Below are 15,566 nucleotides of genomic sequence, written 5' to 3' on the forward strand. Positions count from 1 at the left end.
GGCGGTGCCGGCCCCTCGCGGGCGCGGCACCGCCGGGGCGGTCGTATACCCTCCCTCTGCGCCCGCGTTCCCGGGATCTCCGGGCCCGCCCGGCCCTATAGTTGCGCCATGAGCAACGACACCGCAGAAAGCGAGACAGCCGCTCCCTCGGCGGGCGGTGTGCAGTCCGTCGACCGTGCCGTCAGCGTGCTGGAGATCCTGGCCCGGAGCGGCGAGGCGGGCGTCACCGACGTGGCCGCCGAGCTCGATGTCCACAAGTCGACCGCGTTCCGGCTGCTCGGCGCCCTGGAGGCGCGTGGCCTGGTGGAGCAGTCGGGCGAGCGCGGCAAGTACCGGCTCGGGTTCGGCATCGTACGGCTCGCGGGCGCGGTGACCGGCCGGCTCGACATCACCCAGCAGGGCCGTCCGGTCTGCGAGCGCCTCGCCGAGGAGATCGGCGAGACCGTCAACATCGCCGTCCTCCAGGAGCACTACGCCGTCAACCTCTGCCAGGTGCGCGGCCCCGGCGCGGTCGGCACCCACAACTGGGTCGGCCAGCTGACCCCGCTGCACGCCACATCGAGCGGCAAGATCCTGCTCGCCCATCTGCCCGAGCAGGAGCGCGCCGCGGTGCTCGGGGCGGCCGGGCTGCGCAGGCTCACCCCGCACACCCTGACCTCCCGGTCCCGGCTGGAGAAGAACCTCGCCGAGGCGCTGGAGCGCGGCTACGCGGTGACGCTGGAGGAGCTGGAGACCGGACTGCACGCCATGGCCGCCCCCATCCGCGGCCACCACGGCGAGGTCGTCGCCGCCCTCAGCGCCTCCGGCCCCGCCTACCGCTTCACCGAGGAACGCATCCACGAGCTCGCCCCCGTGCTGCTCAAGGGCGCGCAGGACATCAGCCGGCGGATGGGCCACCTCGGCTGAGCCTCATGGCGTGCCGCCGGTGACCGGTGTCGCGCCCAGGCGTGCCGCGACACAGGCGGGCGGGAGGTTGGGCGGTGCCGCGGAGAGCCTGACGTGGATCACGCCGTCCTCGACGACGACCTCGTGGGTGCGCACCGGGAGCCTGGCCGGCGGGGCGTCCACCGCTCCGGTGCGCAGGTCGAACGTCGAGGCGTGCAAGGGGCATTCGACCTCGCAGCCCTCCAGCCAGCCGTCGGCGAGCGAGGCGTCCTGGTGGGTGCAGGTGTCGTCGATCGCGTAGAGCTCGCCGTCGTCGGTGTGGAACACGGAAACCGGCGGCTCGATGTCCAGCCGGAACGCCTCGCCGCGCGGCAGATCCGCGAGACGGCACGCGGGAACCATCATGACGGCCTCCGGGTGTACTCCACGGCCGCGTCCAGCAGCCAGTCGGTGAGATAGCCGGCGAAGGAGGAGCGCACCAGCACCCAGAAGCCCGCCCGTTCCTCGTCCCGCGCCACCAGGACGACCTGGGCGCGGGCCAGGTTCGTCTGGGCGCACCGGCCGGGGCCGAAGGCGCGCGGGTGCAGGTCCAGCGCGCAGCCGTGGGCGAGCAGGTCGCGGGCGCGGGGGCCGCTGACCAGCAGGGTGGTGCGCTGGGCGGAGACATCGGTGACGGACACCGGCTCGTCGCCGCCCGCCGCGCGCACCCGGTCCTCCAGCTCCCGCTCGGTGCCGGGCGGCCCCACGAGCAGCCATTCGTCGGGACCGAGCCACAGTGCGGTCAGCCCGCCCGCCCGGACAGCCGTATTGGGTTCCAGGGGCAGCGGGAAGCCCAGGGCGTAGCCGACGGCCTCGGCCGCCGGGCCCTTGGCGTCGAGCCGGACGTTCACCTGGGCCAGAAAGGGCAGTTCGGCCAGGCGGACGGCGCCGCCGCTGGCGCGGGTCGCGGCGGCCAGGCGGACGGCGGCGTGCGCCAGGGGGCTGCGCCGGTGGGTGGTCGGGGCGGTGTCAGCCATCGCGGCGGGCTCCCTCGGGGTCGTAGAGGACGGGACTGGCGACCGTCACCGGCACCAGCCGGTCGCCGACGGGCGCGTAGAGGCGTTCGCCCACGCGGCCGCGGCCGCCCTTGACCAGGGCGAGCGCGAAGGTCCGGCCGAGTGCGGCGCTGCGGTAGCTGGAGGTGACATGGCCGAGCATCGGCACGGGCGGGGCGGGCAGTTCGGCGTCGGCGACCAGCTGGGTGCCCTCGGGCAGGAAGGCGGCCGGGTCCTCGGGGAGGAGGCCGACGAGGTGCTTGCGGTCGGGCCGGGCGGTGTCGGCCCGCGCGAAGGAGCGCTTGCCGAGGAAGTCGGGCTTCTTCTTCGACACCGCCCAGCCCATGCCGAGGTCCTGCGGGGTGACCGTGCCGTCGGTGTCCTGCCCGATGATCGGGTAGCCCTTCTCGGCGCGCAGGACGTGCATGGTCTCGGTGCCGTACGGGGTGATGCCGTGCGGGGCGCCGGCCTCGTCCAGCGCCTCCCACAGGGCGAGGGCGTCCCACGGCGACACATTGATCTCGTAGGCGAGTTCGCCGGAGAAGCTGATCCGGCACACGCGCGCGGGGATCCCCGCGACGGCCGTCTCGCGCCACGCCATGAACGGGAAGTCCTCGTGGGACACGGCCAGTTCGGGTGCGAGCGAGCCGAGGACCGTGCGGGACCCGGGCCCCACCAGCGCGACGGTGGCCCACTGCTCGGTGACGGACGTGCAGTGCACGCGCAGCTGCGGCCACTCGGTCTGGAGCCATTCCTCCATCCAGTCCAGTACGGCGGCCGCGTTGCCGGTGGTCGTGGTGACCAGGAAGCGGTCCTCGGCCAGCCGGATGACCGTGCCGTCGTCGAAGACCATGCCGTCCGGGCGGCACATCACCCCGTAGCGGATCATGCCGGGCTTCAGGGTGCTCATCATGTTGGTGTAGAGCCGGTCGAGGAACAGCGCGGCGTCCGGGCCCTGCACATCGATCTTGCCGAGGGTGGAGGCGTCCATGAACGCCACGCCCTCACGGGCGGCACGGCACTCGCGCAGGACGGCGGTCTCCTTGTCCTCGCCCGGCCTCGGGTAGTACCAGGGCCGCTTCCACTGGCCGACGTTCTCGAAGAGCGCGCCGTGCGCCACGTGCCAGGAGTGCAGCGGGGTGGTGCGGACGGGGTCGTGCAGCGCGCCCCGGTCGCGGCCGGCGAGGGCGGCGAAGGAGACCGGGGCGTACGGCGGCCGGAACGTGGGCAGGCCGAGCGCCGAGACGTCCACGCCGAGCAGTTCGGCGACCACGCCGCTGGCCAGGACGCCGGCGGTGCGGCCCTGGTCGCCTCCGGTGCCGGCGGTGGTGTAGCGCTTGGTGTGCTCCACGGAGCGCAGACCCGCGCCGGTCGCGCGCGCCAGGTCGTCCACCGTGACATCGCGCTGGAGGTCGACGAAGCGGGGGGCGCCGGTAGGGGTGGGGACGGTGAACACCTGCATGGGCGGGGTGTACGGCCGCCCGCTCACCGCCGGGAGGACGGGGTGCTCGGCGGTGTACCCCTCCGCCTCGACGGCGCGGGCGCCCGCCGCCGCGCCCTCGGCGAGGACGGCCGCCGGATCGAAGGTGCCGTTCGCGCTGCCCGCGACCTCGACCGCCTGACGGCAGCCGTCCGGGACGAAGGTGCCCAGCGTCTCGTCGTGGCGGAGCGTGCCGCCCGCCTGGCTGAACAGGTGCGCGACGGGGTTCCAGCCGCCGGAGACCAGCAGCAGGTCCACGGCGAACTCCCGCCGGCCGGCCGTGTCACCGTACGGGGCGACCGTGACCGCGGTGAGGCGGGCGCCGCCCTCGGTGCCGGTGACCGCGTGGCCGGCGAGCACCTCGATGCCGGCGGACCGGGCGCGCTCGGCCCACTCCCCCGGCTCGGGGCGGGTGTCCACGATCGCCGCGATGTCCACGCCGGCCGCGGCGAGGTCGAGTGCGGCGGCGTAGGCACTGTCGTTGGTGGTGAACACGGCCGCGTGCCGGCCGGGGAGTACGGCGTACCGGTGCAGGTAGGTGCGGGCCGAGGCCGCCAGCATCACGCCGGGGCGGTCGTTGTCGCCGAACGCCAGGGAGCGCTCGTGGGCGCCGGTCGCGAGGACCACGCGGCGGGCCCGGATGCGCCAGACGCGTTCGCGGGAGACGTCGGCGGGGGCCTGGGCGCCGAGGTGGTTGGTGCGGCGCTCCACGGCGAGGAGGTGGTTGTCGTCGTAGTGGCCGAAGACGGTGGTGCGGCGCAGGACGCGGACGTCGGGGGCGGCTTCCAGCCGGGCGTGGGTCTCCCGCACCCAGTCGAGGTGTTCGCCGGTGCCGAGCAGGCTGCCGCCGGGTTCGGGCTGGTCGTCGGCGAGGATGACGCGGGCGCCGGTGCGGGCGGCCGCGGAGGCGGCGGCGAGGCCGGCGGGGCCCGCGCCGACGATCAGGACGTCGCAGTGGGCGTGTACGGCGTCGTAGCGGGCCGGGTCGGGGGTGGTGGCGAGGCGGCCCTGGCCGGGGAGGCTGCTCGCGGCGAGGCCGTCGTACAGCTCGACCGTGGTGGCCGGGAGCATGGGTTCGGGGAAGGGGGCCTCGATCTGGATCACGGCGTTGGGTTCTTCCACGCCGGCGGTGAAGATGCCTCGGGGGCGGCCGAGTTTGATGCTGGTGGCGGTGGTGATGACGCCGTTGGCGAGGAGCGCGGAGGCGAGGGTGTCGCCTCGGTAGCCGTGGTATTCGGTGCCGTCGAAGGTGAAGGTGAGGGGGGTGGTGCGGTCGATGCGGCCGCCGGTGGGGGTGCGGAACGGTTGGGATTTCTCGCCCCCGCCGCCCCTACCCTTCCCGTCCTCCAGGGGCTCCGCCCCTTCGGCCCCGCCAGGGGGCTCCGCCCCCTGGACCCCCGTCGGCCCTGGACGGGCCTCGTCCTCAATCGCCGGACGGGCTGAGAACACCGGGCCGGGCTGAGAGGTGCCCGGGCGCGACTGCGCGGGGGCCGGGTGGGTCGACTCTGGGGCAGGGCGGGGGTGGGGCGAGGTGTCTGTCCTGTGCTTCACCTCTCGCGGGGGCTCCTCCCCCACTCTGTACACCGCCAGGATCTCGTTCGTCGCCGTGTCCCGCACCGCGTTGAACCAGCGGCGGCAGCCGGCCGCGTGGCTCCAGCGTTCGGCGAAGGGGCCCTTGGGGTTGTCGCGGAAGAAGAGGTAGCGCGCCCACTCCTCGTCGGTGAGGGCGGCGGGGTCGAGCGGGTAGGGCACGTGGGCCTGGCCGCCGTAGTGGAACTCGGCCTCGTCGCGGGGCCCGCACCACGGGCAGGAAATGAGCAGCATGGGTCGGCTCCCAAGGGGTCCAGTGGTCCTAGTGGGCCACCGCGGCCGCGCCGTGCTCGTCGACGAGCGCGCCGGTGGTGAAACGGTCGAGCGAGAAGGGGGCGTTGAGGGCGTGCGGGGCGTCGTGGGCGATGGTGTGGGCGAAGACCCAGCCGACGCCGGGGGTGGCCTTGAAACCGCCCGTGCCCCAGCCGCAGTTGAGGTAGAGGCCGTCCACCGGAGTGAGGCCGACGATGGGTGAGGCGTCCGGGCTGACGTCGACGATGCCGCCCCAGGTGCGCAGCACGTGGGCGCGGGCGAACACCGGGAACAGCTCCAGCGCGGCGGACATCTGCTCCTCGATGATGTGGAACGCGCCGCGCTGGGTGTAGGAGGTGTACGCGTCGATCCCGGCGCCCATCACCAGCTCGCCCTTGTGGGCCTGGCTGACGTACACATGGACGGCGTTGGACATGACCACCGTGGGGTGCACGGGCTCCAGCAGCTCGGACACCAGGGCCTGCAACGGGTGGCTCTGGAGGGGGAGTTCGATGCCGGCCATGGCGGCGAGGACCGAGGTGTGGCCGGCGGAGCACAGGGCGACCTTGCCGGCGGCGATCGGGCCGCGGGTGGTCCGCACTCCGACCACCCGGCCGTCCACCACGTCCAGGCCGGTGACCTCGCAGTTCTGGATGATGTCGACGCCTGCGGCGTCGGCGGAGCGGGCGAGGCCCCAGGCCACGTGGTCGTGCTTGGCGATGCCGGCGCGGGGCTGGTAGGTGGCGCCGAGGACCGGGTAGCGGACGTCGGGTGAGGTGTTGACGATCGGGCAGACCTCTGTGACCTGGTCGGCGTCGAGCCATTCGGCGTCGACGCCGTTGAGGCGGTTGGCCTCGACACGGCGGACGCTGTCGCGGACGTCCTGGAGGCTGTGGGCCAGGTTCAGCACGCCGCGCTGGGAGAAGAGGAGGGGATAGTCCAGCTCCTCCTCCAGGCCCTCCCAGAGCTTCAGGGCGTGCTCGTAGATGCCGGCGCTCTCGTCCCAGAGGTAGTTGGAGCGGATGATCGTGGTGTTGCGGGCCATGTTGCCGCCCGCGAGCCAGCCCTTCTCCAGGACGGCCACATCGGTGATGCCGTGGTTCCTGGCGAGGTAGTGGGCGGTGGCGAGGCCGTGGCCTCCGCCGCCCACGACGACCACGTCGTACGAGCGCTTCGGCTCGGGGTCGCGCCAGAGCCGGTCGGGGTGGTCGGGGAGGTCGGCGCCGGGGGTTCGGGGGCTCATCGGGCGGCTCCGGCTTCGCTTGCGGTCAGGTGCGGGTAGAGGGGGTGCCGGTCCGCGAGCGCCTTGGTGCGGGCGCGCAGGGCGTCCACGTCCGGGTCGGGCCGCAGGGCCAGCGCGATGACGTCGGCGACCTCGGCGAAGTCGTCCTCGGTGAAGCCGCGGGTGGCCAGCGCGGGGGTGCCGATGCGCAGTCCGGACGTGATCAGGGGTGGGCGGGGGTCGAAGGGGACGGCGTTGCGGTTGACGGTGATGCCGATCGAGTGCAGGAGGTCCTCGGCGTGTTTGCCGTCGAGCGGGGAGTCCCGCAGGTCGACCAGCACCAGATGCACATCGGTGCCGCCGGTCAGCACCTTCACCCCCGCCTCGGCCGCGTCGGGCCGGGTGAGGCGCTCGGCGAGGAGGCGGGCGCCGGCCAGGGTGCGGGCCTGGCGTTCGGCGAACCCGGGGGACGCGGCGATCTTGAAGGCGACCGCCTTCGCGGCGATCACATGCTCCAGCGGGCCTCCCTGCATGCCGGGGAACACCGCCGAGTTGATCTTCTTGGCGAGGTCGGCCTCGTCGGTCAGGATGACGCCGCCGCGGGGGCCGCCGAGCGTCTTGTGGGTCGTGGTGGTGACCACGTGCGCGTGCGGGACGGGGCTGGGGTGCAGTCCGGCGGCGACCAAGCCCGCGAAGTGCGCCATGTCGACCATCAGCAGGGCGCCGACCTCGTCGGCGATCCGGCGGAAGGCCGCGAAGTCCAGGTGCCTCGGGTACGCCGACCAGCCCGCGATGATCATCTTGGGGCGGTGTTCCTTGGCGAGCCGCTCCACCTCGTCCAGGTCGACCCGGTGGTCCGTCCCGGACACGTGGTAGGGCACCACGTTCAGCATCTTGCCGCTGTAGTTGATCCGCATGCCGTGGGTGAGGTGACCGCCGTGGGCGAGGTCGAGCCCGAGGATCGTGTCGCCGGGCCGCAGCAGGGCGAAGAACACGGCGGTGTTGGCCTGGGCACCCGAGTGCGGCTGGACGTTGGCGTAGGCCGCTCCGAAGAGGGACTTGGCCCGCTCGATCGCCAACCGTTCGGTGACGTCGACGTGTTCGCAGCCGCCGTAGTAGCGGCGGCCGGGGTAGCCCTCGGCGTACTTGTTGGTGGCCACCGAGCCCTGTGCCTCCATCACCGCGGACGGCGCGAAGTTCTCGGAGGCGATCATCTCCAGGGTGTTCTGCTGGCGGTGCAGCTCGGCACGGAGGGCGGCGTGGACCTCGGGGTCCAGCTCGGCCAGGGAGGTGTTCAGCACGTTCATACGGTGTTCGCGTTCCTCTCGGCGGCCTCGACGACATTGGCGAGCAGCATCGCCCGGGTCATGGGGCCCACGCCCCCGGGCATCGGCGCGAGCCACCCGGCGACCTGAGCGGCCTGCGGGTCCACGTCACCGACGAGCCCCTGTTCGGTGCGGGTGATGCCGACGTCCAGGACGGCCGCGCCGGGGCGCAGCATGTCCTTGCCGATCAGTCCGGGCACCCCGGCCGCGGCGACGACGACGTCCGCCTCCCGCACATGCCAGGCGAGTCCCTTGGTTCCGGTGTGGCAGAGGGTGACGGTGGCGTTCTCGGAGCGGCGGGTCAGCAGCAGCCCGAGCGGCCGCCCCACGGTGATCCCCCGCCCGACCACGCACACCCGCGCCCCGGCCACCGGTACGTCGTGGCGGCGCAGCAGTTCGACGATCCCGCGCGGCGTACAGGGCAGCGGCGCGTCGACGCCGAGGACGAGCCGGCCGAGGTTGACGGGGTGCAGTCCGTCGGCGTCCTTGGCGGGGTCCATGCGCGCGAGGACGGCGTGGGTGTCCAGGTGGCGCGGGAGCGGCAGTTGGACGATGTATCCGGTGCAGGTCGGGTCGGCGTTCAGCTCGTCGACGACGTCCTCGACCTGACGCTGGGTGGCGTCGGCGGGCAGCTCGCGGCGGATGGACGCGATGCCCACCTGCGCACAGTCGCGGTGCTTCCCGGCGACATAGGCGCGGCTGCCGGGATCGTCACCGACGAGCACGGTCCCGAGTCCGGGCGCCCGCCCGGTGCGGGCTCTCAATGCGGCTGTTCGTTCGGCGAGTTCACGCCGGACGGCGGCGGCGGTCGCCTTGCCGTCGAGGAGTTGCGCGGTCACAGGGGGCACTCCTTCTCGGGAGAGGAACACGGAACGTCCCAGGGGCGCGGGGACGGCGTCGCGGTGCGGCTCCGCCGCGCCTCACCCGCGAAGACGCGACATCGTCTGGTCGAACAGCGGCTCCTCGGCCACGACCGCCGCCACCCGCCGCTCGAAGTAGCCGATCTCCACAGCGCGCCCCGGCACCGCGAGCTCCGCCGGCAGCCACGCGTACGCGATGCCCTTGCCGATCGTGTAGCCGTACGCCGCGCTGGTGACGTACCCGACGCAGCACTCCCCGTCGAACACCGGCTCCTTGCCCATGACGACGGACCGCGGGTCGTCGATGGTCAGGCAGGTCAGCCTGCGCCGCACATCGGCCCTGCGGCGTTCCAGCGCGGCCTTGCCGACGAAGTCGCCCTTGTCGGGCTTGACCGCGAACCCGACCCCGGCCTCGTACGGATCGTGCTCGTACGTCATGTCGGTGCCGAAGGAGCGGTACCCCTTCTCCAGGCGCAGGCTGTTGAAGGCGCCGCGGCCGGCGACGATGCCGCCCAGCGGTTCCACCGCGGCCCAGAGCGTGTCCCACAGCTTCGCCCCGAGGTCGGCCGTGGTGTACAGCTCCCAGCCCAGTTCGCCCACGTAGGACAGCCGCATGGCCGTCACCGGCACGGAACCGATGTACGCCCGCTTGGCGCGGAAGTACTTCAGGCCGTCGGCCGAGAAGTCGTCGTCGGTCAGCGGCTGGAGCACCTTGCGGGCGAGCGGCCCCCACAGCCCGATGCAGCAGGTGCCGGGCGTGATGTCGCGGACCTGGACGGTGCCGTCGGCCGGGAGGTGGCGGGTGAACCAGTCGAGGTCGAGGTTGCCGTTGGCGCCGACCTGGAAGAGGTCGGGGGCGAGGCGGGCCACGGTGATGTCGCTGCGGATGCCGCCGTCGTGGCCGAGGAGCAGCGTGTAGGTCACTGAGCCGACGGACTTGGCGACCTTGCCGGTGCACAGGCTCTCCAGAAAGGCCCCCGCGCCCGGTCCGCCGACCTCCAGGCGTTTGAGGGCCGTCATGTCGTACATCGCGACGGTCTCCCGCGTGACCTGTGCCTCCGCGCCGACGATCGGCGACCAGTACCGTGCGGCCCAGTCGCCCGGCGTGGGGATGGAACGGCCGTCCAGCAGACGGGCGTTGGCCTCGTACCACTGCGGCCGCTCCCAGCCGTTCGCCTCCAGGAAGAACGCGCCGTGCTCCTGCTGGCGGGCGTGGAAGGGGCTGGTGCGCAGCGGGCGGGGCTCGCCGGACGGCTGGAGGGGGTGGAGGATGTCGTAGACCTCCTCGAAGTTCCGGCAGTCGCGGGCCAGCACGTAGGCGGGGGCCAGCTGGTGCGGCTCGAAGCGGTTGACGTCGCACTCGTGCAGGTCGAAGGACGAGCAGTGGCCGTCGACCAGCCATTCGGCGACGGCACGGCCGACGCCCGCGGAGTGGGTGACCCAGACGGCCTCGGCGACCCAGAAGCCCTTGACGTCGGGGGACTCGCCGAGCAGCGGGTAGCCGTCGGTGGTGAAGGAGAACAGGCCGTTGATGCCCTCCTCGACCTTGGCCTCCTTCGTCGCCGGGAGCAGTGACTTCGTCTCGGTCCAGGCGTCCTCGAAGTCCTCCTCGGTGAACGTCAGGACCGAGGGCATGCCCTCGGCCGCGTCCACGGAGAGGATGTCGTCGGCCGGGACCGGCATGGGGCGGTGGCCGTAGAAGCCGATGCCGAGGCCGTCGTAGCGGTCGCGGTAGTACAGGTCGGCGTCCTGGTGGCGCAGGATCGGGCGGACGGCCTCCTCGGTCTGGCCGGCGAGGGCGGGGACCGGGCCGGTCCAGGCGAGCTGGTGGGCGAGCGGGGTCAGCGGCAGGTTCATGCCGACCATGCGGGCGATCTTCGGGCCCCAGATGCCGGCGCAGCACACGACGATGTCGGCGTCGATCTCGCCCTGGTCGGTCACCACGCCGGTGACGCGGCCGCCGGTCCGCCGGATGTCGAGGACCTCGTGGCGGGGCAGGAAGCGCACCCCGCGGTCGACGGCCCGGCGGATCTGGGCCTCGACGGCGAGGACGGCCTTGGCGAGTCCGTCGGTGGGGACGTGGAGGCCGCCGAGGATCCTGTCCCGGTCGACGAGCGGGTGCAGGGCGACGCACTCGTCCGGGCCGAGGACGCGCGCCTCGATGCCCCAGGCGGTGATCCAGCCGTGGCGGCGGTGGAGTTCGGCGAGGCGTTCGGGGGTGGTGGCCACCTCCAGGCCGCCGACCTGGAGGAAGCAGGGCTCGCCGTCGACGTCGAGGGAGCAGAACTTCTCGACGGTGTAGCGGGCCAGTTCCGTCATGGTCTTCGAGGGGTTCGTCTGGAAGACCAGGCCCGGCGCGTGCGAGCTGGATCCCCCGGTCGCCGGGAGGGGTCCCTGGTCGACCACGGTCACGTCGGTCCAGCCGCGTGCGGAGATCTCGTCGGCGAGGGCCGCTCCCACGACGCCCGCTCCGATGATGACCACTCGGGGTCCCGCCATCGCCCAACCTCCGAACTCGACAACGGTTCAGTTGCTGTCTGCGCAACGTGGTTCAGGTTGCGCAACTCAATGTGCCTGTCGCCGGAGGGGGTGTCAAGGGGTCCGTGACGTCGGGGAACAGCCCGGGAAGGACCCGGAACTCCGGCCTGGAAAACGCGACGCCCGGCGGGCGGCGCGCCACCTTCGCGCACCGCCCGCCGGGCGTCCTGCAAGCCCCTTCCGGGGGCCCTACTCGATCCAGCCCTCCCCCTTTTCCGGGGGCCCTACTCGATCCAGCCCTCCCCCTTTTCCGGGGGGCCTACTCGATCCATGCCTCCACCTTGTCCCGGTTGGCCTCGACCCACTTCTCGGCCGCCGCCTCCGGGGACATCTTGTCCACGGCGATGTACTTGGCCACGGTGTTCTGGTCGTCGTTGGTCCAGCGGAAGTTCTTCACCAGGTCGTACGCGGGACTGCCGGACCTGGCGAACTTGGCGCTGACGATCTTGTCCAGCTCGAACACGGGGTAGTCGCAGGCGACCTTCTCCGCGTCGGCGTCGCACCCCTCCTCGTACTCGGGCAGCTCGACCTTGACCAGCGGCACCTCGGAGATGAACCACTGCGGTTCGTAGAAGTAGCCGATCATCCATTCCTTGTTCTTCTCGGCCCTGCGGAATGCCTGGATGAGCGCGGTCTCGCTGCCCGCGTACACCACCTTGAAGTCCAGCTTCAGGTTCTTCACCAGAGCCTCGTCGTTGGTGACGAACGACGGGTCGCCGTCCAGGAGTTGGCCCTTGCCGCCGGACTCGGAGGTCTTGAAGCGGTCCGCGTACCGGTTCAGGTTCCGCCAGTCGAGGACGTCGGGGTGCGCCTTCGCCAGCCACGGCGGCACGTACCAGCCGATGAGGCCCTGGTTGCCGGTCGGGCCGGCGTCGACGGCGGTCTTCTGGTCGGTGATGTACTTCTTCTTCAGGTCGTCGTGGCCCCAGTTCTCGATGACGGCGTCGACCTCGCCCGTGCCGAAGCCCTGCCAGGCGATCTCCTCCTTCAGGTCCTTCTGGACCACCTTGCAGCCGAGGTCGTGCTCGGCGACATGGGCGACGACCGCCGCGTTGGCCTCGTAGCCCACCCACGGGTTGACCGCGAGGTTGAAGGTGCCGCACGTGCCGGAACCGCCCGCGTCCGCGGACGCCTCGCCGACCTTCGCACCGCCGCAGGCGGTGAGGGTGAGGCCGAGGACGGCCAGGCCGGCCGCGCCGGTTCGCCAGTGTTGTGCCATGGTGTGCTGCTCCTTACGCGCCGGCGCGCCGCGCCGCTGCCTGCGTGATCCGGTCGAACATGACGCCGAGGAGGACGATGGCCAGCCCCGCCGCGAGCCCCTTGCCGTACAACTGCCCCTGCGAGAAGCCGGCCACGACGTCGTAGCCGAGCGCTCCCGCGCCGACGAGGCCGCCCACGACCACCATCGACAGCACATAGATCAGGCCCTGGTTGGTGGCGAGGGTCAGGGCGCCGCGTGCCATGGGAAGCTGGACCTTGGTGATGATCTGCCAGGTGGTGCATCCGGCGGAGGTGGCCGCCTCCACGGTGGCCGCGGGCACGTTCCGCACCCCGTCCGCGACGATCTTGATGGCGACGGGCGCCGCGTAGACGACGGCGGCGACAATCGCGGTGAAGCGGGTCGCGCCGAACAGCGCGAGGAACGGCACCAGATAGACGAACGGCGGCATGACCTGGGCCGCGTCGAGCGTGGGCCGCAGCACCCGGTCCACCCGCCGGCTGCGCCCCATCCATACCCCGAAGGCGACGCCGAGCGCCATGACCAGCACGGTGGCGACGACGGTGGAGGCGAGCGTGGTCATGCTGTCGGACCACAGGCCCGTGCCGATCAGCAGCCCCACGCAGACCGCCGCGGTGAGCCCGGCGCGCACCCCGCCGAGGACGACGGCGAGGGCGATCAGCGCCGCGCCGACCAGCCACCACGGGGAGTCGGTGAGCAGCGACTGGAAGGGGTTGAGCAGCCCGTCGGTGAGGGCGTCGCGGAAGGCGTTGGTCAGGCCGGAGAGGTTGTCCTGCGCCCAGGTGGTCGCGGTGTCGGCGCCGCGGGCGATCGAGGTGCCGACGCCGCCCTCGCCGGGGAACTCTGCCGCCCATACGTAGGTGTGCGAGAGGTACACCAGGACCGCGGTGACCGCCGCTCCCGCCCCCAGCAGCCCTCGCCGTCCGCGGAGGAGGCGGTCGGCGAGGCGCCGGCCCGGTCCCTGCCTGCGCGGGACCCCGGCCGGGTGGACTCCCGTCCCGCTGCGCTCGGCGGCGGCGGTGGTGACCCGGTCGAGCACGATGGCCAGGACGACGATCGCGAGCCCCGCGTTGAACGCGGTGCCGACGTCCAGGGACTGCAGCGCCTGCACGACGGTCTTGCCGAGGCCGGGCGCGTCGATCAGGGCCGCGATGGTCACCATCGCCAGCGCGGCCATGATGGTCTGGTTGACGCCCATCACCACGGTCCGCTTGGACATCGGCAGCAGCACCTTCAGCAGCGCCTGACGGCGGGTGGCGCCGAGCGACTCGGCGGCCTCGACGGTGGTGTGCGGCACCGAGCGGACGGCGTGCGCGGTGATACGGATCGCGGGCGGCGCCGCGTAGACGAGGGTGGCGATGGTGGCGGAGGCCGGGCCGATGAGGAAGAACAGGGTCAGCGGGGCCAGGTAGACGAAGGTCGGCATCGTCTGCATGAAGTCCAGCAGGGGCGTCAGGATCCGGTGGAACCGGTCGGACAGCCCCGCCCACACCCCGAGCGGCAGGGCGAACAGCAGCGCCACCAGGACCGCGGAGAGGGTCAGCGCCAGGGTGTCCATGCTCTCCTGCCACAGCCCCTGCAGGCCGAGGAAGGTGAACCCGGCCACGGCCAGCACCGCGACCCGCCAGTTGCCGACGGCCCAGGAGACGTACCCGGCGATGCCGACCACGCCCAGCCAGCCGATCTGCGGCACCGGGCGGCCCGCGGCGGGCTGGGCGATCAGCTCCTGGACGAAGGTCACCAGGGTGTCGATGACCAGGCGGATCTCGTTGAAGAAGTACAGGAAGACGGGGTTGGAGTTGCGGTCGGCCCCGATGGAGTCGTTGAGGTCGTTGAACCAGCGGTGCAGATCGGTGAGTTCGGCGGCCCCCAGGGTCAGGGTGTGGGTGCCGCGCACCACGGCGAACAGCAGCAGCCAGCCGGCGAGGATCGCGGCGACCACCGTGCCCCGGCCGAAGCGGCGCCGGTCCGCGGCGGGCGCGGGCTCCTGCGCCGCCGCCTTCGCCGGGGGCTTCTCGGTGAGGACGGCCATCACCGGCCGCCTTCCTGCCCGGCGACCACCCCGAGGATCTCCTCGTCCCCGACGATGCCGAGCAGTTCACCGTTCTCGACGACCTTGACGGGCCGGTCGGCCGCCAGCACCGCCCGGGTGGCCTCCCGCACCACGACGTCCGGACCCAGCTCGGGACCGTCGAGCGCGTCGTCCGGGCCCGCCGGCCGCATGATCCAGCGCAGGGTGAGCACATCGCCGCGCGGCACGTCCTTGACGAACTCGCGGACATAGTCGTCGGCCGGGGCGCCGACGAGTTCGTCACCGGTGCCGCACTGCACGGTCCGCCCGTCGCGCATGATGAGGATGCGGTCGCCCAGCTTGAGCGCCTCGGAGAGGTCGTGGGTGATGAACACCATGGTCTTGCCGACCTCGTGGTGCAGCCGGATGACCTCGTTCTGCATGTCACGGCGGATCAGCGGGTCGAGCGCGGAGAACGGTTCGTCGAAGAAGAGGACGTCGGGGTCCCCGGCGAGGGCGCGGGCGAGGCCGACGCGCTGCTGCATCCCGCCGGAGAGCTGGTCGGGGTAGGAGTTCTCGTATCCGGCGAGGCCCACCAGCTCGACGGCCTCCATGGCCTTGCGGGTGCGCTCGGCGCGGCCCATGCCGCGGATCTCCAGACCGAAGGAGACGTTGTCGAGGACCCGGCGGTGCGGCAGCAGCCCGAAGTGCTGGAACACCATGGAGAACTTCGAGCGGCGCAGCTCGCGCAGCCGCCGGGCGTCCGCGCCGCGGATGTCCTCGCCCTCGAACACGACCTCGCCCGCGGTGGGTTCGATCAGCCGGGTGAGACAGCGCACCAGGGTGGACTTGCCGGAGCCGGACAGACCCATGACGACGAAGACCTCGCCGGGCGACACCTCGAAGTCCACCTCGCGCACGGCGGCGGTGCAGCCGGTGCGGTCCATGAGCTCACGGCGGGTCAGCGCGCACAACTCCGGTGAGCGGGGCACCTGGTCGGCCTGGGGACCGAACACCTTCCACAGCCGGCGCACGGAGATGACCGGGGTGCGGTCCGGGGAGTCCTGGGACGTGCCGCGCCGCTGCGACACCTCGGTCTGCGTTGGGGTCACGGTCGACCTCTTTTCGG

At 72.5% G+C, this 15,566-nt stretch carries 11 protein-coding genes; 1 reads left to right on the forward strand and 10 read right to left on the reverse strand.

What is annotated here, in order from left to right; translation table 11 throughout:
* Positions 1 to 108 precede the first annotated feature (108 nt).
* Positions 109 to 906, forward strand: a complete 798-nt coding sequence (locus tag ACSU6M_RS03650) for an IclR family transcriptional regulator (protein WP_437066976.1) — start codon at positions 109 to 111, stop codon at positions 904 to 906.
* A 3-nt stretch (positions 907 to 909) separates the two neighbouring features.
* Here ACSU6M_RS03650 and ACSU6M_RS03655 read toward each other — a convergent pair whose 3' ends face one another.
* The 10 genes from ACSU6M_RS03655 to ACSU6M_RS03700 form a co-directional block, all read right to left on the reverse strand.
* Entirely contained in the window at positions 910 to 1,290 is a 381-nt protein-coding gene (locus ACSU6M_RS03655) for a bifunctional 3-phenylpropionate/cinnamic acid dioxygenase ferredoxin subunit (RefSeq protein ID WP_437066978.1), read from the reverse strand.
* Positions 1,287 to 1,901, reverse strand: a complete 615-nt coding sequence (locus tag ACSU6M_RS03660; protein ID WP_437066980.1) for a sarcosine oxidase subunit gamma — start codon at positions 1,899 to 1,901, stop codon at positions 1,287 to 1,289. Before ACSU6M_RS03660 ends, ACSU6M_RS03655 begins: the two co-directional genes overlap by 4 nt.
* Positions 1,894 to 5,223, reverse strand: coding sequence for a sarcosine oxidase subunit delta family protein (locus ACSU6M_RS03665; RefSeq protein WP_437066982.1), 3,330 nt, complete (start codon positions 5,221 to 5,223; stop codon positions 1,894 to 1,896). Before ACSU6M_RS03665 ends, ACSU6M_RS03660 begins: the two co-directional genes overlap by 8 nt.
* A gap of 28 nt (positions 5,224 to 5,251) precedes the next feature.
* Positions 5,252 to 6,484 (reverse strand): sarcosine oxidase subunit beta family protein, encoded by a 1,233-nt coding sequence (locus ACSU6M_RS03670; RefSeq protein ID WP_437066984.1) that lies wholly within the window; start codon positions 6,482 to 6,484, stop codon positions 5,252 to 5,254.
* Entirely contained in the window at positions 6,481 to 7,770 is a 1,290-nt protein-coding gene (gene glyA, locus ACSU6M_RS03675) for a serine hydroxymethyltransferase (protein WP_437066985.1), read from the reverse strand. Before glyA ends, ACSU6M_RS03670 begins: the two co-directional genes overlap by 4 nt.
* Complete coding sequence (locus ACSU6M_RS03680) at positions 7,767 to 8,627, reverse strand: bifunctional methylenetetrahydrofolate dehydrogenase/methenyltetrahydrofolate cyclohydrolase (RefSeq protein ID WP_437066986.1); 861 nt, start codon at positions 8,625 to 8,627, stop codon at positions 7,767 to 7,769. Before ACSU6M_RS03680 ends, glyA begins: the two co-directional genes overlap by 4 nt.
* 81 nt (positions 8,628 to 8,708) lie before the next feature.
* Positions 8,709 to 11,147, reverse strand: a complete 2,439-nt coding sequence (locus ACSU6M_RS03685; protein WP_437066987.1) for a GcvT family protein — start codon at positions 11,145 to 11,147, stop codon at positions 8,709 to 8,711.
* A gap of 298 nt (positions 11,148 to 11,445) precedes the next feature.
* Positions 11,446 to 12,405: an ABC transporter substrate-binding protein gene (locus ACSU6M_RS03690; RefSeq protein ID WP_437066988.1), complete on the reverse strand. Its 960-nt coding sequence runs from the start codon at positions 12,403 to 12,405 to the stop codon at positions 11,446 to 11,448.
* A 13-nt stretch (positions 12,406 to 12,418) separates the two neighbouring features.
* Entirely contained in the window at positions 12,419 to 14,458 is a 2,040-nt protein-coding gene (locus tag ACSU6M_RS03695) for an ABC transporter permease (RefSeq protein WP_437066989.1), read from the reverse strand.
* On the reverse strand, positions 14,458 to 15,549 hold the full coding sequence (locus ACSU6M_RS03700; protein ID WP_437066991.1) for a quaternary amine ABC transporter ATP-binding protein: 1,092 nt from the start codon (positions 15,547 to 15,549) through the stop codon (positions 14,458 to 14,460). Before ACSU6M_RS03700 ends, ACSU6M_RS03695 begins: the two co-directional genes overlap by 1 nt.
* Positions 15,550 to 15,566 lie beyond the last annotated feature (17 nt).

Origin of the sequence: Streptomyces sp. enrichment culture, from assembly GCF_964272895.1 — a bacterium.
Taxonomy (GTDB): domain Bacteria; phylum Actinomycetota; class Actinomycetes; order Streptomycetales; family Streptomycetaceae; genus Streptomyces.